17 protein-coding genes are annotated in these 17,967 nt (G+C 35.2%); 2 read left to right on the top strand and 15 right to left on the bottom strand.

Annotation, left to right across the window (positions count from 1 at the left end):
* Positions 1 to 6 precede the first annotated feature (6 nt).
* The 11 genes from Ami3637_RS16835 to Ami3637_RS16885 all read right to left on the bottom strand — a co-directional run bounded on the left by Ami3637_RS16835 (position 7) and on the right by Ami3637_RS16885 (position 10,104).
* On the bottom strand, positions 7 to 972 hold the full coding sequence (locus Ami3637_RS16835; RefSeq protein WP_162363582.1) for a hypothetical protein: 966 nt from the start codon (positions 970 to 972) through the stop codon (positions 7 to 9).
* 51 nt (positions 973 to 1,023) lie between these two features.
* Positions 1,024 to 1,554: an ATPase gene (locus Ami3637_RS16840; protein ID WP_162363583.1), complete on the bottom strand. Its 531-nt coding sequence runs from the start codon at positions 1,552 to 1,554 to the stop codon at positions 1,024 to 1,026.
* A gap of 37 nt (positions 1,555 to 1,591) precedes the next feature.
* Positions 1,592 to 2,074: a pantetheine-phosphate adenylyltransferase gene (gene coaD, locus Ami3637_RS16845; protein WP_162363807.1), complete on the bottom strand. Its 483-nt coding sequence runs from the start codon at positions 2,072 to 2,074 to the stop codon at positions 1,592 to 1,594.
* Between the two features lie 46 nt (positions 2,075 to 2,120).
* Positions 2,121 to 2,657: a 16S rRNA (guanine(966)-N(2))-methyltransferase RsmD gene (rsmD, locus tag Ami3637_RS16850; RefSeq protein WP_162363584.1), complete on the bottom strand. Its 537-nt coding sequence runs from the start codon at positions 2,655 to 2,657 to the stop codon at positions 2,121 to 2,123.
* A 157-nt stretch (positions 2,658 to 2,814) separates the two neighbouring features.
* Complete coding sequence (locus tag Ami3637_RS16855) at positions 2,815 to 3,015, bottom strand: alpha/beta-type small acid-soluble spore protein (protein WP_128745456.1); 201 nt, start codon at positions 3,013 to 3,015, stop codon at positions 2,815 to 2,817.
* 182 nt (positions 3,016 to 3,197) lie between these two features.
* The gene (recG, locus tag Ami3637_RS16860; RefSeq protein WP_162363585.1) at positions 3,198 to 5,237 is read right to left on the bottom strand and encodes an ATP-dependent DNA helicase RecG; all 2,040 of its coding nucleotides are present in this window, start codon (positions 5,235 to 5,237) and stop codon (positions 3,198 to 3,200) included.
* A complete protein-coding gene (locus Ami3637_RS16865) occupies positions 5,234 to 5,635 on the bottom strand; it encodes an Asp23/Gls24 family envelope stress response protein (RefSeq protein WP_162363586.1) in 402 nt (133 codons plus the stop codon). Before Ami3637_RS16865 ends, recG begins: the two co-directional genes overlap by 4 nt.
* A gap of 395 nt (positions 5,636 to 6,030) precedes the next feature.
* Positions 6,031 to 6,222 carry a 50S ribosomal protein L28 gene (gene rpmB / locus Ami3637_RS16870; RefSeq protein WP_162363587.1) on the bottom strand — a complete coding sequence of 64 codons (192 nt, stop codon included), beginning with the start codon at positions 6,220 to 6,222 and terminating at the stop codon, positions 6,031 to 6,033.
* A gap of 134 nt (positions 6,223 to 6,356) precedes the next feature.
* Positions 6,357 to 6,833: an anaerobic ribonucleoside-triphosphate reductase activating protein gene (gene nrdG / locus Ami3637_RS16875; RefSeq protein WP_162363808.1), complete on the bottom strand. Its 477-nt coding sequence runs from the start codon at positions 6,831 to 6,833 to the stop codon at positions 6,357 to 6,359.
* Between the two features lie 18 nt (positions 6,834 to 6,851).
* Positions 6,852 to 9,200: an anaerobic ribonucleoside triphosphate reductase gene (locus Ami3637_RS16880; RefSeq protein WP_162363588.1), complete on the bottom strand. Its 2,349-nt coding sequence runs from the start codon at positions 9,198 to 9,200 to the stop codon at positions 6,852 to 6,854.
* Positions 9,201 to 9,570: 370 nt separating this feature from the next.
* Positions 9,571 to 10,104 (bottom strand): GNAT family N-acetyltransferase, encoded by a 534-nt coding sequence (locus Ami3637_RS16885; RefSeq protein ID WP_162363589.1) that lies wholly within the window; start codon positions 10,102 to 10,104, stop codon positions 9,571 to 9,573.
* A 165-nt stretch (positions 10,105 to 10,269) separates the two neighbouring features.
* Between Ami3637_RS16885 and Ami3637_RS16890 the strand changes: the two genes are divergently transcribed.
* The gene (locus tag Ami3637_RS16890) at positions 10,270 to 11,691 is read left to right on the top strand and encodes a zinc-binding metallopeptidase family protein (RefSeq protein ID WP_162363590.1); all 1,422 of its coding nucleotides are present in this window, start codon (positions 10,270 to 10,272) and stop codon (positions 11,689 to 11,691) included.
* A gap of 45 nt (positions 11,692 to 11,736) precedes the next feature.
* On the opposite strand, the gene Ami3637_RS16895 is transcribed toward Ami3637_RS16890, so the two are convergent.
* Positions 11,737 to 12,609: a GGDEF domain-containing protein gene (locus tag Ami3637_RS16895; RefSeq protein ID WP_162363591.1), complete on the bottom strand. Its 873-nt coding sequence runs from the start codon at positions 12,607 to 12,609 to the stop codon at positions 11,737 to 11,739.
* An 80-nt stretch (positions 12,610 to 12,689) separates the two neighbouring features.
* A complete protein-coding gene (locus Ami3637_RS16900; protein ID WP_162363592.1) occupies positions 12,690 to 13,571 on the bottom strand; it encodes a LysR family transcriptional regulator in 882 nt (293 codons plus the stop codon).
* 154 nt (positions 13,572 to 13,725) lie between these two features.
* Between Ami3637_RS16900 and Ami3637_RS16905 the strand changes: the two genes are divergently transcribed.
* Positions 13,726 to 14,733 (top strand): YeiH family protein, encoded by a 1,008-nt coding sequence (locus Ami3637_RS16905; RefSeq protein WP_162363593.1) that lies wholly within the window; start codon positions 13,726 to 13,728, stop codon positions 14,731 to 14,733.
* Positions 14,734 to 14,737: 4 nt separating this feature from the next.
* Here Ami3637_RS16905 and Ami3637_RS16910 read toward each other — a convergent pair whose 3' ends face one another.
* Together Ami3637_RS16910 and Ami3637_RS16915 are read right to left on the bottom strand one after the other, a co-directional pair.
* On the bottom strand, positions 14,738 to 15,559 hold the full coding sequence (locus Ami3637_RS16910; RefSeq protein WP_162363594.1) for an alpha/beta hydrolase family protein: 822 nt from the start codon (positions 15,557 to 15,559) through the stop codon (positions 14,738 to 14,740).
* Between the two features lie 129 nt (positions 15,560 to 15,688).
* Complete coding sequence (locus Ami3637_RS16915) at positions 15,689 to 17,758, bottom strand: methyl-accepting chemotaxis protein (protein WP_162363595.1); 2,070 nt, start codon at positions 17,756 to 17,758, stop codon at positions 15,689 to 15,691.
* Positions 17,759 to 17,967 lie beyond the last annotated feature (209 nt).

Here is a 17,967-nt window from a genome sequence, read left to right on the forward strand (position 1 = left end):
TTTATTTCATAACATGATTCGGGTAAGTAAAAATGCCAGCATACCTGCCAGGACACTATGGCAGATTTTAACCAGCAGTAAATAGGAAAAGCTTACTTTGGTTCCTTCCAGCATACTCATAGACTGACCTATGATGGACAGTCCCCCGAAAGAAATCAAAATACAGCACCCAACTGTTTTATAGGCTAAAGGAATGGTCATGGTACCACTTATAGCCGAACACCCTACCGTCATTTCCAGGATTCCCTTTATAAGTCCCACATAGTACAGATTTTCTATGCTGTCTAAAATTCCAGATAACTGTATAATGTCTGTTATCATCATGAACATTACTATATATGCCAGAATGATTCCAAGAGATTTAAAAGACGTAATGATGGAATTGGTAAAGGCTTCTAAATAGTTTTCGTTAAACCCGTCTTTTACCCTTTTTTGCTTATGTTTGTGTTTATAATTTCTATAATCCGAACTAAAAGCTTCTATTAATACTGAAAACAGAATTCCATTTAACAGGGCTCCTCCAAAATGCGCCATGGCCATAATACTACCACAGATGTTATTGCCAATCATAGACGCCCCAACTGCACCTACAATAAAAGCCGGTCCCGAAGTACTGCAGAAACTAATCAGCCGGCGGCATTCTATACTGGGTATATAGCCACTTCTTCCCATATCTCCAATGACTTTTGCCCCCATAGGATAACCGGACAAAGCACTCATAGAAAAGGCAAAGCAACTTGGATTTAAATACCTGGTTATGCCAATCCCATTCATAAAATTTGCGCAGATAAAAAATGGCAGCATAGCAGGCAAAATATTGTTTGCCCATATTACGATACCTTTCTGTGCAGAAAACAGTGCTGTGTCAGGAAAAAGTACCATAAAAAGGCATGCAAATCCAGTTGCCAGTACAGTAATAATATATCTCAATTTAGATTTTAATGCTTTCAAAGCAAAATTAATAATATCCATGATAAATGTTATGAATTTACCATGGATATTATACTCATCCGTTATTAGTTTTTAATCCTCTTTGTCCATCTGGGTCTTATAAGCCAAATCCTTTATTTCACTTCTGTTTGAAGCAAGAGTGGCATTAACACTCTGGAATGTATTTTCCATCTTATTAAACATATCAGCAAAATATGTTGCATTTAACTGATCCATTTTATCCTGAAAATTGAATAAGATGCTGTCTATGTAATCAAATGTGTTTAATTTAAGCTGCTTGCAGTTTTCTTCTGCGATGCGCATGATTTCATCCGCTCTCATCTTGGATTTTACCACGATGTCATCATTCTCAATCATAACCTCAGCCTGTCTTTTGGCATCTGTTATCACTGTCTCATATTCTTTTTTAGCTTCTTCCAGAATTCTCTGGCGCTCATCTTTTATCCACTGAGCCTGCTGAATCTCATCAGGAAGTTCTACTCTGATCTCTTTAACTATTTCTAAAATTTCTTCTGCATCAACCATAATTTTCCCAGTTAATGGAAAGCTTGTACTAGTATCAACAATTTCTTCTATCTCATCTAATAATTCCAATACTTTCATTGAAATACCCTCCTGTGTTTTTCTCTTGTAAAGTAAATTATCTATACTTCTTTTTCATGTAGTTTAATACCACATCAGGAACTAAACCCCCTATTTCTCCATTAAGCATGAATACTTCTTTTGCCATACTGGAACTTAAAAACGAAAATTCCGGACATGTCATTAGAAAAATCGTTTCTACATTATCATTGTACAGCCTTGCATTCATTTGAGCCATCTGGATTTCTGATTCAAAATCCGTAGTTGCCCGAAGACCTCTTATTACCACATCGAACTTTTGCCTGTTCACATATTCCGCAAGCAAACCTGTAAAATTATCTACTTCCACATTATCAAGATGCGAAGTTGCTTCTTTAATAAGCATCTTTCTTTCATCCACACTGAAAAGCGGATTTTTGGAAGGATTTGTTATAACCCCTACTACTAAATTATCATATAGCTTTGCAGCTCTGTTTATTAAATCTAAATGCCCATTTGTTATAGGATCAAAAGACCCTGCATATAATGCCTTTTGTTTCATTAACGTGCCCCTAACTGTTTTTTTGCTATCAAACATTGTAGCATATTTATCCATAAATTGAAACAGCTATTTTCCCATATCTCTTTTCTTTAATCTTCTGGTATTTTCCAATATTCTCGGGTAACTTTTCATCAAGACTGTGTTCAGCAACTATATATCCATCTTCTGTCAGTAAATCCATATCATTTATTAATTCTATACAGGAAATCATCAGTCCGTCTTTATAGGGCGGATCTAAAAAAATAATCTGCGCTTTACCGGAAATGCGCTTCAAAACCATTTCATAATCCCCTGCTATGACAGTTGCTTTGTCCTGAACTTTGCACGTATTAATATTTTCTCTGATCAGGGCCAGACTATCCTTAGACTTGTCCCCGAAATAGCAATGTCTTGCTCCACGGCTGATTGCTTCTATCCCCAGATTTCCTGTACCTGCAAACAAATCGATAACCATTTCATCATAATAAGTATCGGAAATCATACTAAAAATCGCTTCTTTAACTTTATCTGAAGTTGGCCTAACTTTCTCATCCTTAGGACTTGTTAATCTTCTGCCTTTTAAATCACCTGCTATTATCCGCAAATATAAATCCTCGCTAACTTTAAAATCTTTACTTGTAAATTCTGATTATTATCTACATTTTATTATTTTACCATTAAAAAAGGAAAATATCTACTGTATATTCAGTAGATATTCTCCCTTTTCTAACAAAATGTTATTGACTCTGTTTTGTTATCGGTTATTTTCCTGATAACTGCTGTTCAGCCATGTCAACCAGCTTCTTTGTCATATATCCGCCTACATAGCCGTTCTGTCTTGCAGTAAGGTTACCCTTATCCATGCTGTCATAGTTAGCCATTCCCAGTTCAGAAGCAACTTCTGTCTTCATGTTCTTTAAAGCTGGCTTATAACTCTTATTCATCTTGTCCTGTAATGTCATTTTTTTTACCTCCATCTCGGCTTTTTGTGAAATTATTTCACTCTGCCGTTTGAAAATTTTGCAGCTAAATGGTCCTGTTTGAAAAACTTTTTCAAATATCCATCTGCTGTTTACGTTATTAATTTAACCCGAGGAGGTTTATATATTCGATGTAATAATTTCATTTCATGGTTGCATTTGGATTAAATACTTAATACTGCATTTTCCCCAAACAACTTTACGGTTCTCTCTCTTATTTCAGCCATTTCATGTGATAAAAGCTTTGGATCTTTTTCTAAAATAGCTTTTGCTTCTTCTCTTGCTATATTCAGAATATTAATATGTCTTATTAAATCAGCAATCTTTAAGTCAGGAAGTCCATGCTGCCGTATACCGAAGAATTCCCCAGGTCCACGAAGTTCCAGATCTTTTTCTGCAATAGCAAAACCATCTGAGGTAGCTGTCATAATTTTTATTCTCTCTTTTGATACCGGGGATTCGCCTGCTGTTAATAAAAAACAATAAGACTGATGTTTCCCCCGACCCACTCTTCCTCTAAGCTGGTGCAACTGTGCAAGACCAAATCTTTCTGCATTTTCTATGAGCATAATTGAAGCATTAGGCACATTAATCCCCACTTCTATAACAACTGTTGAAACAAGAATTTTAATAATTCCCTCATAAAATTTTTCCATAACATCATCTTTTTCCGTCTGCTTCATAGCCCCATGCAGCAGTGCTATTTTTACATCACAAAAATCTTTTTGGAGTTGTTCATAAAGTTCTTCTGCCGAAAGGACATTTTCTAAAGCTTCAGACTCCTCAATAAGCGGAGCTACCACATATGCCTGCCGACCTTCCTGAATCTGCTGTCTGACAAAAGAATAAGCACTCTCCTTCTTTTTCTGAGTAAATGCTTTTGTAATAATCTGCTGTCTGCCTGGAGGAAGCTCATCTATAACTGATATATCCAAATCCCCATAAATAATCACAGCCAGTGTTCTTGGTATAGGTGTAGCTGTCATAACTAATACATCAGGATTCTGGCCTTTTTCAGCCAGCAGATTCCGCTGGTTAACGCCAAACCGGTGTTGCTCATCTGTTATTACAATTCCTAAATTTTTAAATAAAACAGTAGGTTGAATGATGGCATGTGTACCTACTAAAATATGAATTTTCCCTTGTGCCAACCGTTCCAGTGTATTATTTTTATTTTTAGCAGACATGCTTCCGGATAAAAATCCTATTTCTATGCCAAGCCCTTCAAATTCTCTTCTAAGGCCCTCAAAATGTTGTCTGGCTAATAACTCTGTAGGAGCCATTAAAACTCCCTGAAATCCATTTTTTACTGCCTTATAAAGCGCAGCTTCTGCAATAACAGTCTTTCCAGAACCAACATCTCCCTGTACCAGACGATTCATCACTTTATCCGACTCCATATCATCATTTATTTCGTCAATCACTTTTTTTTGTGCATTCGTCAGGGGATAGGGTAAATTTTTAATAAAATCCTGTATATTTATATTTTTATTAAATGAAATACCTTTTTCCTCAGAGGTTATCCTGTTTTTAACCGATAACAGTCCAATTTGCAAAAAAAGCAGTTCATCAAATACTAATCTGTATTTTGCTATTTTCAGATGACTTTTATCCTTTGGAAAATGAATATTATCTAATGCATATTTTAAATCACATAACTTATTTTTTTCTATTATATCTTCTGTTAAAGGTTCCTGCGCCTGAGGAAGTAAATGATTTGCTATGTTTTGCCATTTATACATATCTTGCTGGGAAATTCCAGTGGTCAGCGGATATATGGGAATAATCCCGTGCATATAATTTTCTTCAGTCTTTAAGAATTCCGGATGAAGCATTTTAAACTTTCCAAATTCATTGGATACTTTCCCATAAAATGTAAATTCATCTTCTGGCTCAAATTTACTTATCAGGAATTTAGCATTAAAAAATACAACCTCCATACTTCCACTGTCATCAGAAACTAATAACTTTAATGTCTGTTTTTTCCCATATCCACCTTTTATTTTTAATTTTACTTTTCCCTGAACTAAAGCAAGAGAGCTGTTTTCCAGCTCTCCAATTTTCGTAACCTGCCTTCTATCCTGATAACCTCTGGGATAAAAATATAAAAAATCTTCAATTTTATTAATACCAATTTTATATAATGCCTCAGCCTTTTTAGGACCTATACCTTTAATCGTGGTGACTCTGTCATTAAGATTCATTTTTCATTATCTCTCCTGACTTCAATATTTCTTCTGGCAATATTTTTTGAAATCATTCCAGTCACAACAATGGCTACACTATTAGGTTCTATAGATGTATACTGGTAAACTTTATCATGTATATCATTAATCAGTGTATTGGTAACCATACCGATACTTGTACCAAATTTAACTACGATGTAAAGTTTGATATCTAACCCTTTTTCTCCCATAGTAATATCCATATTGTTTATATCGTCAGTTACGCCAATTTTAGCCGCAAAAGCAGTTGCTTTATTTTTATAATTGGAAATCAGCACTTTACCCTTAAACTGAGCAGCCGTTTCCGTTACAATCTTAGCAATAACAGCTTTTCCTATGATAATGCTGCCATTTTCAGTTTCCTCTTTATATAGCAACCTTCATTCCTCCTGTTGGTTATTAAACACATAAAAAATTTACTGTTATTTTATCACATTCCTGAATCAATTAAAACAAATAACCATTATATTTTGTTGACACCCTTTTCTTTATATACGCATATACTATATCGGGGTAGAATAATGGGGAACAAGCAATACGGCTGCAATAAGCCCGCAAAGTATAGTAAATGCTGCAAAAAGAGCGACTCCAAAAATTTAGCCTTTATTATGATTGTTTTTGGCCTTGTATCAGTCTGTGCTTTTTTTCTTCCAATAAAAGCCTGGATACTGCTTCTTGGTGGCCTTTTGATATATTGCGGATGCAGACTAAAATAATAAGTAAAAACATAAAAAAAGACCTGCTAAAAGCAGGTCTGATTTACATTGCATGATTAGATGGCACGGTTTATTTTGTTTGATCTGATGCATCTTGTGCATACGTTAGCTCTTCTAACAGTTCCGTTATCATTGATTCTTACTGTCTGAATATTAGCATTCCACTTTCTTCTTGTATGTCTGTTTGAATGGGATACATTATTTCCAGAAACCTGACCCTTACCACAAACTTCACACTTTCTTGACATCTTGCCGCACCTCCTTTAAATATCTTAAGCAATTAAGCATTTTTTCGATTATTCCGAGTGAACTCGAACAAACGCTATTATAGCATATGTCATCTGTCTTGTACAATACTTTTTTACAAATTTCGTAAATTATTTTATTCCGCTAATACAATTTGCCCTGCTTTTCTGGTTAAATTCATATCGATGTATCTTTGATTTTTACTTCCTCTGAACTTTAATGCCAGATCCTTTTGTTTAAGCTCAAATCTGCCATCAACCAGGTAATCTGTAAGTAACAGCAGTTCCTTTATGTACTGGTTTTTTTCTGTCATTAACTGCAGCTCTTCTATAGAATAGCCTGTAAATATTACAATGTCCAGGCCTCTTTTTTTGATTTCATGGGCTAAGGTCAGAAATGCCTCTGGCTGGCACATAGGTTCCCCACCGCTAAAAGTGACACCAGACAGTAATGGATTTTTATCTATTTCCGTCAGAATTTTTTCTATAGAACAATCGTAGCCCCCTTTAAAATCATGGGTCTCCGGATTGTGACAACCTTCACAGTTATGAGGGCACCCTTGACAGAATACAGTAAATCTGATACCTGGACCATCAACGATAGATTCCCTGATAACCCGGCAATCCGGATACTAGATTGCTTCCATTTTTCCTTTTGTGACATCATGTTTCACTCTTTCTTTTTCTTCTGCCCTTTTTGCATTGTTAAACCGGTCTACCGTTCCTACCAGATACCCTGTAATTCTTCTTATTCTTTCAAATCCAGCATCTGTATCTTCTTCTTTCCTGTGACATAACGGACATTCATTATCAATAATTCCAGTATATCCACAAATAGGGTCCCTGTCTACAGGATGATTAATAGAACCGTATCCAATACCGCTTTCTTTCATGCATCTTACGATTTTTTCAAAAGCGTCTAAATTTTTACATGGATCGCCATCTAATTCCACATAGGAAATATGTCCCCCATTTGTAAGTGCATGATAAGGTGCTTCCAGTTTAATCTTATCAAATGCAGAAATATGATAGTATACTGGAATATGGAATGAGTTTGTATAATACTCTCTGTCTGTTACACCTTCGATAATACCATATCTTTCTTTATCCATTCTCACAAACCGCCCGGACAGGCCTTCTGCAGGAGTTGCAATCAATGAATAGTTAAATCCGGTTTTCTTTGTTTCCTCATCCATTCGTTTTCTCATATATCCGATGATATTAAGTCCCAGATTCTGAGCTTCTGCTGTTTCACCATGATGACTTCCAATTAAGGCCTTCAGACATTCTGCCAGACCTATAAACCCAACGGTTAAGGTGCCGTGCTTCAGAACTTCCCCAACACTGTCATTAGGCTTTAATTTTTCTGAATCCAGCCATATTCCCTGACCCATAAGGAATGGATAATTCTTAACTTTTTTGGAAGCCTGAATACAGTATCTTTCCATCAGCTGATCAATAACAATCTGCAGTTTTCTCTCCAGATCCTCAAAGAAAATGTCCACATTACCATTAGCCTTTATAGCCATTCTAGGCAAATTAATGGAAGTAAAACTTAAATTTCCTCTGCCACCTACAACTTCTCTTGTTGGGTCGTATTCATTTCCAACTACTCTGGTACGACAACCCATGTAAGCCACCTCTGTATTTGGATCCCCAGGCTTAAAGTACTGCAGGTTGAACGGTGCATCTATGAAGGAAAAATTAGGGAACAACCTTTTAGCTGAAACCCTGCAGGCCAGCTTGAACAAATCATAATTCGGTTCTCCTGGATTGTAATTTACACCTTCTTTTACCTTAAAGATATGAATAGGGAAAATTGCAGTTTCACCATTTCCCAGTCCAGCTTCCGTTGCGAGTAAAATGTTTTCAATAACCAGACGTCCTTCAGGTGTGATATCGGTTCCGTAGTTTATTGAACTAAAAGGTATCTGTGCCCCAGCACGGGAATGCATGGTGTTTAAATTATGTACAAAGGCCTCCATTGCCTGATAAGTGGCTCTCTTTATTTCCTGATCTGCATATTTTTTAGCTCTTTCCTGAAGTTTCGCAACATCGTCAGCATTGACTTTTTCTGCCAGAAGTACAGCTTCCTCCTCTTTATATTTGTCATCCTCTGCCATACTTGGAGAAACATTAAACTTTTCTTCAATTTCCCTGCCAATATTTTTTGCAGTTTCAATGCCATTGTCAATATCATAGAGGATGTTTATGAGCTTGCCCATATTATTCCAATAGAGTTTTTTATATGTTTTTTTAACACCATCCGCCATACCATAATCAAAATTGGGAATACTCTGTCCTCCATGCTGATCATTCTGGTTTGACTGAATGGCAATACATGCTAACGCAGCATAACTCTGGATGTCATTGGGCTCTCTCAGGAATCCGTGTCCAGTGGAAAAACCACCCTTAAAAAGCTGTATCAGATCAATCTGGCAGCAGGTAGTGGTTAATGTTAAAAAATCTAAATCATGAATATGTATATCCCCTTCCATATGTGCTTTGGAATGGGCTGGGTTAAGTACATACATTTCATAGAACTGCTTGGCACCTTCTGATCCATATTTCAGCATAGTTCCCATGGCAGTATCACCGTCAATATTTGCATTTTCCCTCTTAATATCATTTTCTTTTGCTTCTTTAAATGTTAAATCTTCATAAATCTTCATTAACCTGGTGTTCATTTCCCGTATGCGGGTTCTTTCAGCCCTGTACAGAATATACTCTTTTGCTGTTCTTGCATGTCCATTTTCTATCAGGATTTTTTCTACAGCATCCTGGATTTCTTCTACAGTAGGAGCGTCCGTATGTTTTATTTCAACAAGATATAGTTCTGCCTGCCTTGCCAGGTATCTGGCCATTTCGTAGTCATTTCCTCCTAAAACCTGAGCGGCTTTATAGATTGCAGCTGCAATTTTATCTATATCAAATTTAGCCGTACGGCCATCTCTTTTTTTAATAAACTGTATTACATCCATTCTTTTTCTCCTCCTGTACTTTTCCGAAACAATAAAAAATGCAAAGCTTTGATTTTCAGGGTTTTACAACATTTATTGCTATATTTATGTATGATTGCTGTGAGCTGCACCATATCTAGTGCAGCCACAATAAAAATTATACCCAGTAAATAATTAAAGTCAACAAAAAAAAACGTTAAAAGTCTTTAAATAATTTGTCGATTTTTCTGCAAACGTTTATATAACTTATTCTAAGCATTATAAAAAAATTTGCCATAAAAATAACACAGAGTAAATCTGTTGTTATCAAGGTATAACTAACTTGTTATTTACTCTGTGCAACTTAAAATCTTCTCTTGTAAATATACTATATATAGTATATCACGTTCATCTATTTATCATGAACTTTTCCATAATACTCTGAACGGAGTATTGACAGCAAATGCAGGTCATAATATTTTCCATTCTTCTTGCAGGCATTACGGGCAAGACCTTCATGCTTAAATCCAATCTTACTGTATAGTGTGGCAGCAATGTTATTTCCTTCAAAATGATCTAATGTAACTCTTTCCATATGCAAATTCATAAAACAATATTCCAAAAGCAGTCTTAAGGATTCTTCTCCATATCCCTTGCTTCTGTTTTCTTTATCTCCAATATATATTCTGGTTATATCCAGAGAATCACTTTCTTTATCTATTCTGCTTATGTATATTCGACCGATAGGAAAATCCTCTTTACAAATTGTATACTGTAATTTTGTTTCGTCAAGTTCTCTTGCAACAAATTCCCTGACGATATCTTCATAAGAACGATCCGAATCCATGCTGAAAAATTCCGTAACAGAGGGATCTGTCTCCCATTTTGCAAACAGCTCACAGTCACTGAAAATTGTTGGCCGTATTAATATATTCTTTGATTCCATTAATATCTCCTCCTCCCAAAGTCTCCCAACTTACTCTTAAATTATGAAGATTTTATTAAATTACTGTAATTTTTTAATGCATTATGTTATTATAATCAAGCACATTATTATTATAATGTAAAATACCTAAAATATAAAGAGTTTAATGCAATATAGGAGTAGTTTATGAAAAAAATAATATCATTAGTTCTAATAACCGTATTGGTACTATTATCTTGTACTGGTTGTTTTAACAAAAGTCAGACTGAATTTGAAGAGAAATTAGCTTCACAGCTAAATCTTATCTATAGTGATTTATTAAAAAACCTTCCTGATACTAAGGATATTGAAGCGCAGAAAGAATATCTGCTTAATTGGGCTGGCAGTCACAATATACCTGTTTCTTATGACAAACAAAATAATATTATTATGTCAAAGAAAGCCACAAAGGGCTATGAAAATGCTCAGGCTACAACATTTCAATGCTCTATTGGAACAGGAAAGCCATCCGAACAATATGAGGCCATTGCCACTGCTCTGTACTTAATTGACAAAGTTGAAAAGCATGGATTCATCCGAGTACTTTTTACAACTGCTACGGATACTCAGTTAACAGGTGCACAATCTATAAGTACCAATTACCTTCATGGAAATAATCTGATCAATCTTACATGGGCGGAGAAAACAGCTTTCACTATAGGCAGTGCAGGAACCTCTGAATATGATTTTTCTAAACAGTTACAGTGGATTCAGCCTACTTACCCAAATGCATATGAAATTTCCATCAAAAATTTAAATGGAGGCAGCTCAGGCATAACTTCAGGCACTCACCCAAATCCTATTAAAACCATCGGAGATTTTTTAGCATCTGCAAAAAGCAAAGGTGTTTTGATTGAACTGGCGTCTTTTAATGGTGGGGATGCTGCTGTAAATTATCCTTCCGGTGCAACAGCTGTTGTATTAATCAATGATAATGATGTAAGCCGATTCCAAAAATGGTTTGAAAATGACGCATCAAAATTTAAAGACAAATATGGGGATACGGAAGAACATTACACTTATACCATGACACCTGTTGCCGCTCCTCAAAATGTTATTTCAAAAGATGACAGTACAAAAGTCTTTAGCTTGCTGTATACTATGATAAATGGTGTTTACTCAAAGTCAGATGAAGGAGATATCATCGCTACTTCAAACATTGGAACCATCAGAACCAATACTGGAAATCTGGATGTGACAATTTGTGCAAGAAGCCTTAACGACAGTACCTTAAAGGAAATTTCTTCTACCTTTGAAGTTATTTGTGGGCTAAATGATGTTTCTTACAAAGTAACAAATCAGTTCCCTATCTGGAGCGGAAATGAAGAAAGTACTTTACTCCTGAGATTGACCGATTTGTTCCAAAAAGATTTTGACAAGAAAGTAAAAAGTAAATCCACTATGAACAATACCGAATGCGCGATTTTCAAAACCCGTAGTGAAAATTTAGATATTATATCAATGAGCGTAAACTTTGAAAATGGAATCACTGAAATCGAAGCACTCCAGCATTTCCTTGAATCCTTAAATGAATCATGGAAACCAGCTGCAAAGGATTCTGAGCAGTAAGAAAAATAACAGCCTGAAATCATCACAAGATTTCAGGCTGTTTGTTTATAATTTATGACCCTGAGCGGTTCTGAGATTAAAATATAATCTACCTATAAAGTCTTCTGGTTCATCATCATTTTCTAAAGAAGCTACGGCATAGGTAAAACTAATATCCAATTTTATCCCTTCAAACTCTGATGCAGATTTTGTTACTTCCTCATGAATCTTTCCACAGATATCTTCCATCTCCTGGGTTGTTTTATTGATGAAAAAAATTCCCATTTCATCTGGTCCTAAACGCCCAGCCAGCCCTCCATTAGATTCTGCACATTTTGCCATAACTTCTGCAACATATTGCAGCACTTCATTTCCTAAATTATAACCGTATAAGGAATTAATCTGGGTGTAATTATCAATATCGATGGCTGCTCCCACTAACGTATTAAACGCCACTTCCTTTTCTAAGAAATCATCAAGATAGTTCTTTATGTAATCCAGATTATATAAGCCTGTCAAGATGTCTCTCACCGCCAATTCATTAAACTGCGAAACAATATTTTCCACATTTTTGTTTTCTGCACGATAATAATTGAATCCAAGCATACTGGAAGTTATATCTTTGATTAATTCCATGGCTAACATTTTATCCTTTATTTTAACGGGCCTTGAAATAATCAACATAACTTTTCCATGTAAAAATTCCAGTTTTACATACTGTCTTTGTTTCACATAGGCATACTTTGAAACGCAGTTTGAACACGCTTCGTCTCTGCCCCAATATTCATAACAACAATCTTCTTGCTTTTTCAGATTGCCATCCTGGTCATAATCAAATATCTCATGGGTTTTAGGATCAACCAATCTATAAAAATCAAATATATTTTCTCCTGCACAATATGATTTAAGTGACTCATTTATTTGTTTAAATTCAAACATAGCAATCTCCTTTTCACATACACATTTACATATATTACTCGTTCCTTAAATAGATTTTAACATATATGATATACAAATTCTCAAAAAATTTTAAGAATTTCAAATAATTTGCAGTAATAATCTGCAAAGATGCTGTTTTTTCGCCAGATAAAAGTCATATCATGCTGAATATCTAAATCCTTAATCATTATTTTTCTAAGAATTTTATCTTTTAATTCATTTTTTACGGCCGCTTCATATAAAAAAGTTATGCCGCAATCATTTGCTGTTAAAAATTTTATAACGTTCATGTTACTGATTTCCACTTTATTTTTAAAATCACTTAATGCATAATTCTTACCCTCCAGTGCCCTTTCCAGAATTTCTCTGGTTCCGGAACCTTCTTCACGCAGGATTAAAGTTTCACCAAACAAGTCCTCAATTTTTTCTGGCTCTTTTTTAAATACATGATTTCGTGAACATACTGCAATATAATTCTCTCTGGAATACAATCTGTGGTCATACTGATTTTTAGTAAAATACCCTTCTACCACTGCAAAATCTATCACGCCTTTATCCAGTTTCTCTAAAAGTTCACTGGTATTGGCCACATACATTTTCAATGATATATCTTTTTGAGACTTTAAATACTCGCATACTTTTTCAGGTATTAAAAACTCACCAATAGTTAAAGTAGCACCAAAGTGAATATTTTTATTTTTACTGAATCCTGATTTAATCTGTTCTTTCAGATGAATTTCATCATGCTGCATGGTAATAAAGGAATCCAGGAGAAATTTTCCGGACTCAGTCAGATTCATTTTTTTACCATTAAATTCGAATAATTTTGTTTCATACTCACTTTCAAGATAATGTATGTGCTGAGAAACCGCTGGCTGTGTGATATTTAACTTTTCTGCAGCCTTCGTATAGTTCATGTATTCACAAACGGTTATAAAAGTTTCAATTCTGAAATCCAACATAATGTCACCTCAAATAAAAATGTTATTAATATATTTTACCACTAAATCAGGTTATATGATAATAAATTATTATGTTTATATAATATATTATAATTTTACATTATAATAGTTTCCTGTTAAACTCAAGTTACAAAAACATTTAGTGAGGTGACATATGAACTTTATTCGTACAAATTTCAAGGGAATACTACTATGTATAACGATTGCTATACCATCCTGGCTTTTAGGAAAGCATTTTCCACTGATTGGTGGTCCTGTATTTGGCATAATTATCGGTATGATTGTTACAATGTGGTTTAAATCTAAAGAAAGTTTTCAGACAGGTATCAACTTTACTTCAAAAAAAATACTGCAGTATGCAGTTATTTTGCTGGGCTTTGGACTTAATTTATCCGTTATTTTTTCAACAGGTAAACAGTCTTTACCTATTATCCTTTCCACTATTACAACTTCACTTATTATGGCCTATATCCTTCATAAAGCCATGCACATACCATCCAAAATTTCCACTTTGATAGGGGTGGGTTCATCTATCTGCGGAGGTTCTGCGATTGCTGCAACAGCTCCAGTTATAGATGCAAGCGATGAAGAAGTTGCACAATCCATTTCAGTAATATTTTTATTTAATGTAATAGCTGCACTGATTTTTCCTTCTTTAGGCTCCATTCTGGGTATGTCTACAGAAGGGTTTGGATTATTTGCAGGGACTGCCATTAATGATACTTCCTCCGTAACGGCTGCTGCTTCAGCATGGGATGGAATTCATCATGGAAGTAATGCCTTAGAAATAGCCACCATAGTAAAGCTCACAAGAACTCTGGCTATTATTCCCATCACACTGGCACTTGCCTTCCTTCGCACAAGAAAAGAAAAAGCTGCCAATACAAATGTAAAGGTCAAAAATATTTTTCCTTTTTTCATCCTGTATTTTCTGCTGGCTTCAGTAATCACAACGGTTTTTAGCCTGTCACCTGTCATAACTGCTCCAATTAAAGAATTGAGTAAATTCTTTATTATTATGGCAATGTCAGCAATCGGTTTAAATACAAATATTATAAAATTAATAAAAAATGGAGGAAAGCCAATTTTTATGGGAATATGCTGCTGGCTGGGAATTACTCTGGTGAGCATACTTATGCAAATGGCACTGGGTATCATGTAATAAGCTAGTTTACGTTGTGACACATGAAATCCACAATATTATTAATCATCTCAGGTTTTACCTGATGTCTGGTTTCCGGAATCATAACAAGCGTCACTCTGGGATTGATTTTTGATAAAGTATCCTTTAACATGTTTACGCCATTACTGTTTACATATTGATCCATTTCACCATTTTGCATGAGAACAGCTACATCTTTTAAATTTCTGTAGTCTTTGTAAGGTGAGTTATCAAGAATATACTGGTCTATATGGTTTATGGTATTTTCATCCTGGGCAATGGTCAGTCCCTGTTTTGAACTGTAAATACTACGGCTAAGATTGCTTCCGATTAACTGTTCAAAATATGGGGTTGATATAGTGGGGGCAATAGCCTCTGGATGATATTTACCATAAACAGCATAATGGAAAGTAATACACCCGCCCATAGAAAAGCCTGTTATACCTAACCTTTTAATATCTACTCTGTCATCTTTGGCATAAGCCCCAATCAATTTATCATATTCCCTGGAGGTATTTACAATTATTTCTACTAAACTTAATGCACCTTCTGTTCTCTGCCCATGCGCATAAGCATCTGGTGATACCACAAAAAATCCTTTTTCCGCTAGTTTATTAGCCAACTCTATGGTTGATTCTTTCTTATTTTTAAATCCATGTTGAACAATAATCATGGGCTTTTTCTTTCCATCATCTATAAAAGTTTCAATAACAGGAATATTTTTAATATGTACAGTTTCACGGATTACTTCAGCCTTTTCCTTCATAAAATGACCATATCCCCCATAAAAAAGAGCTGAAAATAACATTAAAACCAATATTCCCATTATAAATTTGCTTCTTTTTTCATTACACCACATCCAATAATTTTGTTAAAAAAATAAAAAAGGTTTACACAGTCATCTTATCACTGTGTAAACCTGTCGTCCATCTTTTCTATGTGGAATCTTAATCAATTACCTGATTTTAAATCTTGAGATTTGGTCTTTCAGTAATTGTGCCTGAGCGGATAATTCCTGGCTTGTAGCAGCACTTTCTTCTGCAGTAGCTGCATTGGTCTGAACCACCTTTGAAATCTGTTCAATCCCTGCGGTGACTTCTTCCAAGGATTGAGATTGGACCTCAGTCTTTTCTGAGATTTCTGCAATAGCAGAAAGAATTTCTTTTGTACCTATTACCACATGATCCAGGGAAGTTGCAGTTATTTCGGCAAATCTGGCTCCTTCCCGAACAGAATCAAGGGAACTTTCAATCAATCCTGTAGTATTTTTAGCAGCCTCTGCACTCTTTGATGCAAGGTTTCGTACTTCATCTGCAACTACTGCAAAGCCTTTCCCTGCAGTCCCGGCTCTGGCTGCTTCCACAGCCGCATTTAGAGCCAGTATATTTGTCTGGAAAGCAATATCTTCTATGGTTTTTATGATATTTCCAATCTGACCTGAAGTATTATTTATGTCATCCATAGCCTTAAGAAGTTCCTGCATCTGCTTATTGCTGTTTTCAAGTTCAGTGCCTACAGCTTCTGCCTTGTCATTTGCATTATTGGCGTGCACTGCATTATCTTTAACCTGGTTCGATATTTCCATAATCTTTGCAGACAGCTGTTCTACGGAACTGGCCTGTTGTATAGCTCCCTGGCTTAAGGACTGGGCGCCGTCTGAAAACTGCTCTGCACCGGTTGCTACCTGCTCTGCAGCTACTCTCATTTCATTGAATGTCATATTTAATGAGTCTAAAATCCGTTTTAAATCAATCTTTATACGATTAAAATCTCCTATGAAATCCCTTTCAATGGTTACATCCAAATTTCCAGATGCTACATTTTCAAGAACCTCAGTAATTTCATTTATATATCCGCCTAATGCTATAGAAGTCTCTGTGAAAATTTTTGATAGCACGCCTAATTCGTCGTTCTTATACGTTATTTCACTGTCTCCGTGAGAAAGATCCCCATTCCTCATTTTTTCTGCCAGCCTCATAACAGAATCTACTGGAGCCAGGCCTTTCTTAATCGCCATAACACTGACAAAAATGAGTACAGCCAAACCAATAGCACCGATACCTGCCAATGCTAACGCAATCTTTGTAACTGCACTCATTGCCTCACTTTTATTGACTACAAAAGCGCTGGACCAGTTCACATCAGTCCCTTTCAGCTTAAGGGCTTTATGCATAACCAAGGCGGTTTTGCCATTTGAATAAGGATTTTTTATCTCATCCGTTATGGATTTTCCACTTTTTACTGCTGATTGTATATTTTTATATTTAGAAATGGTCTCTGGTACACTTCCAACCACTTTTTTATCTAAAGTGTGAGCCATACAATTGCCCTGACTTGTAACAATATAGCTATACGAAGATTTATAGCCACCGTTTGCATAATTCAGTCCTGCAATACTTTTCATATTTATATCGCAAGTGACAACACCCAGGAATTCACCGTTATTATTTATAATTGGACAACACAGTGAAATCAGCCATACCTTTTCTCCCGTTGTAAGTTTATATTCATATGGTTCTGTAACATGGGTGGATAAATTCTCTTTTGCTGGTAAATAGTAATCTGCTGTTCCATATGTATCAAAATCGTTGAGGATGTCCAGACCTGTGCTGGATCCATTACGATATACATAGTATGAAAGACCGTTAGGCGTATCTGCCATAAATTTATTGGGTTCAAATGCATAATATGCAGAAAATATTTTATCATTATTCTTTAACACACCCTGCAGAGACTGTATAAGCATTTTGTTTGCGTTTTCTTTATCCAGATTTTGAAATCTCTGCACTTCTAATGACAGGGCCTGTGAAAAAATATTCATACTCTCCAGGTAAGATAACACTTCTTTGGCATTATCATCTGCAATGTAATTTAATTCTTTTTGTGTCATTTTACTCACTGTGGTACTGGTTAACAAGCTCAAACAGGAACACATTACAACTATTACAATTAAAATAATAATAGCCAGTGTAAATGGTATTTTTACTGACAATCTGTTCTTCCATAAAATTTTCCCTTCACTCATTTTTATTCTCCTTTACCAATTATTAAATAACGTATTTGCAAAGTCTATGAACCTCTTAATATAGCTTGCTAAAAAATCAGAATTTTTATTATATTGTGTAAAATAATATTTTAAGAATATTTTAACATTTTATGACAGCGAAATCAAACGAATTAGGACAAAAAAAACAGAGATTCAACATATTAAATGTTGAATCTCTGCTTCCTCAT

The sequence above is a fragment of the Aminipila terrae genome (assembly GCF_010120715.1).
GTDB classification, from domain to species: Bacteria; Bacillota; Clostridia; order Peptostreptococcales; family Anaerovoracaceae; genus Aminipila; species Aminipila terrae.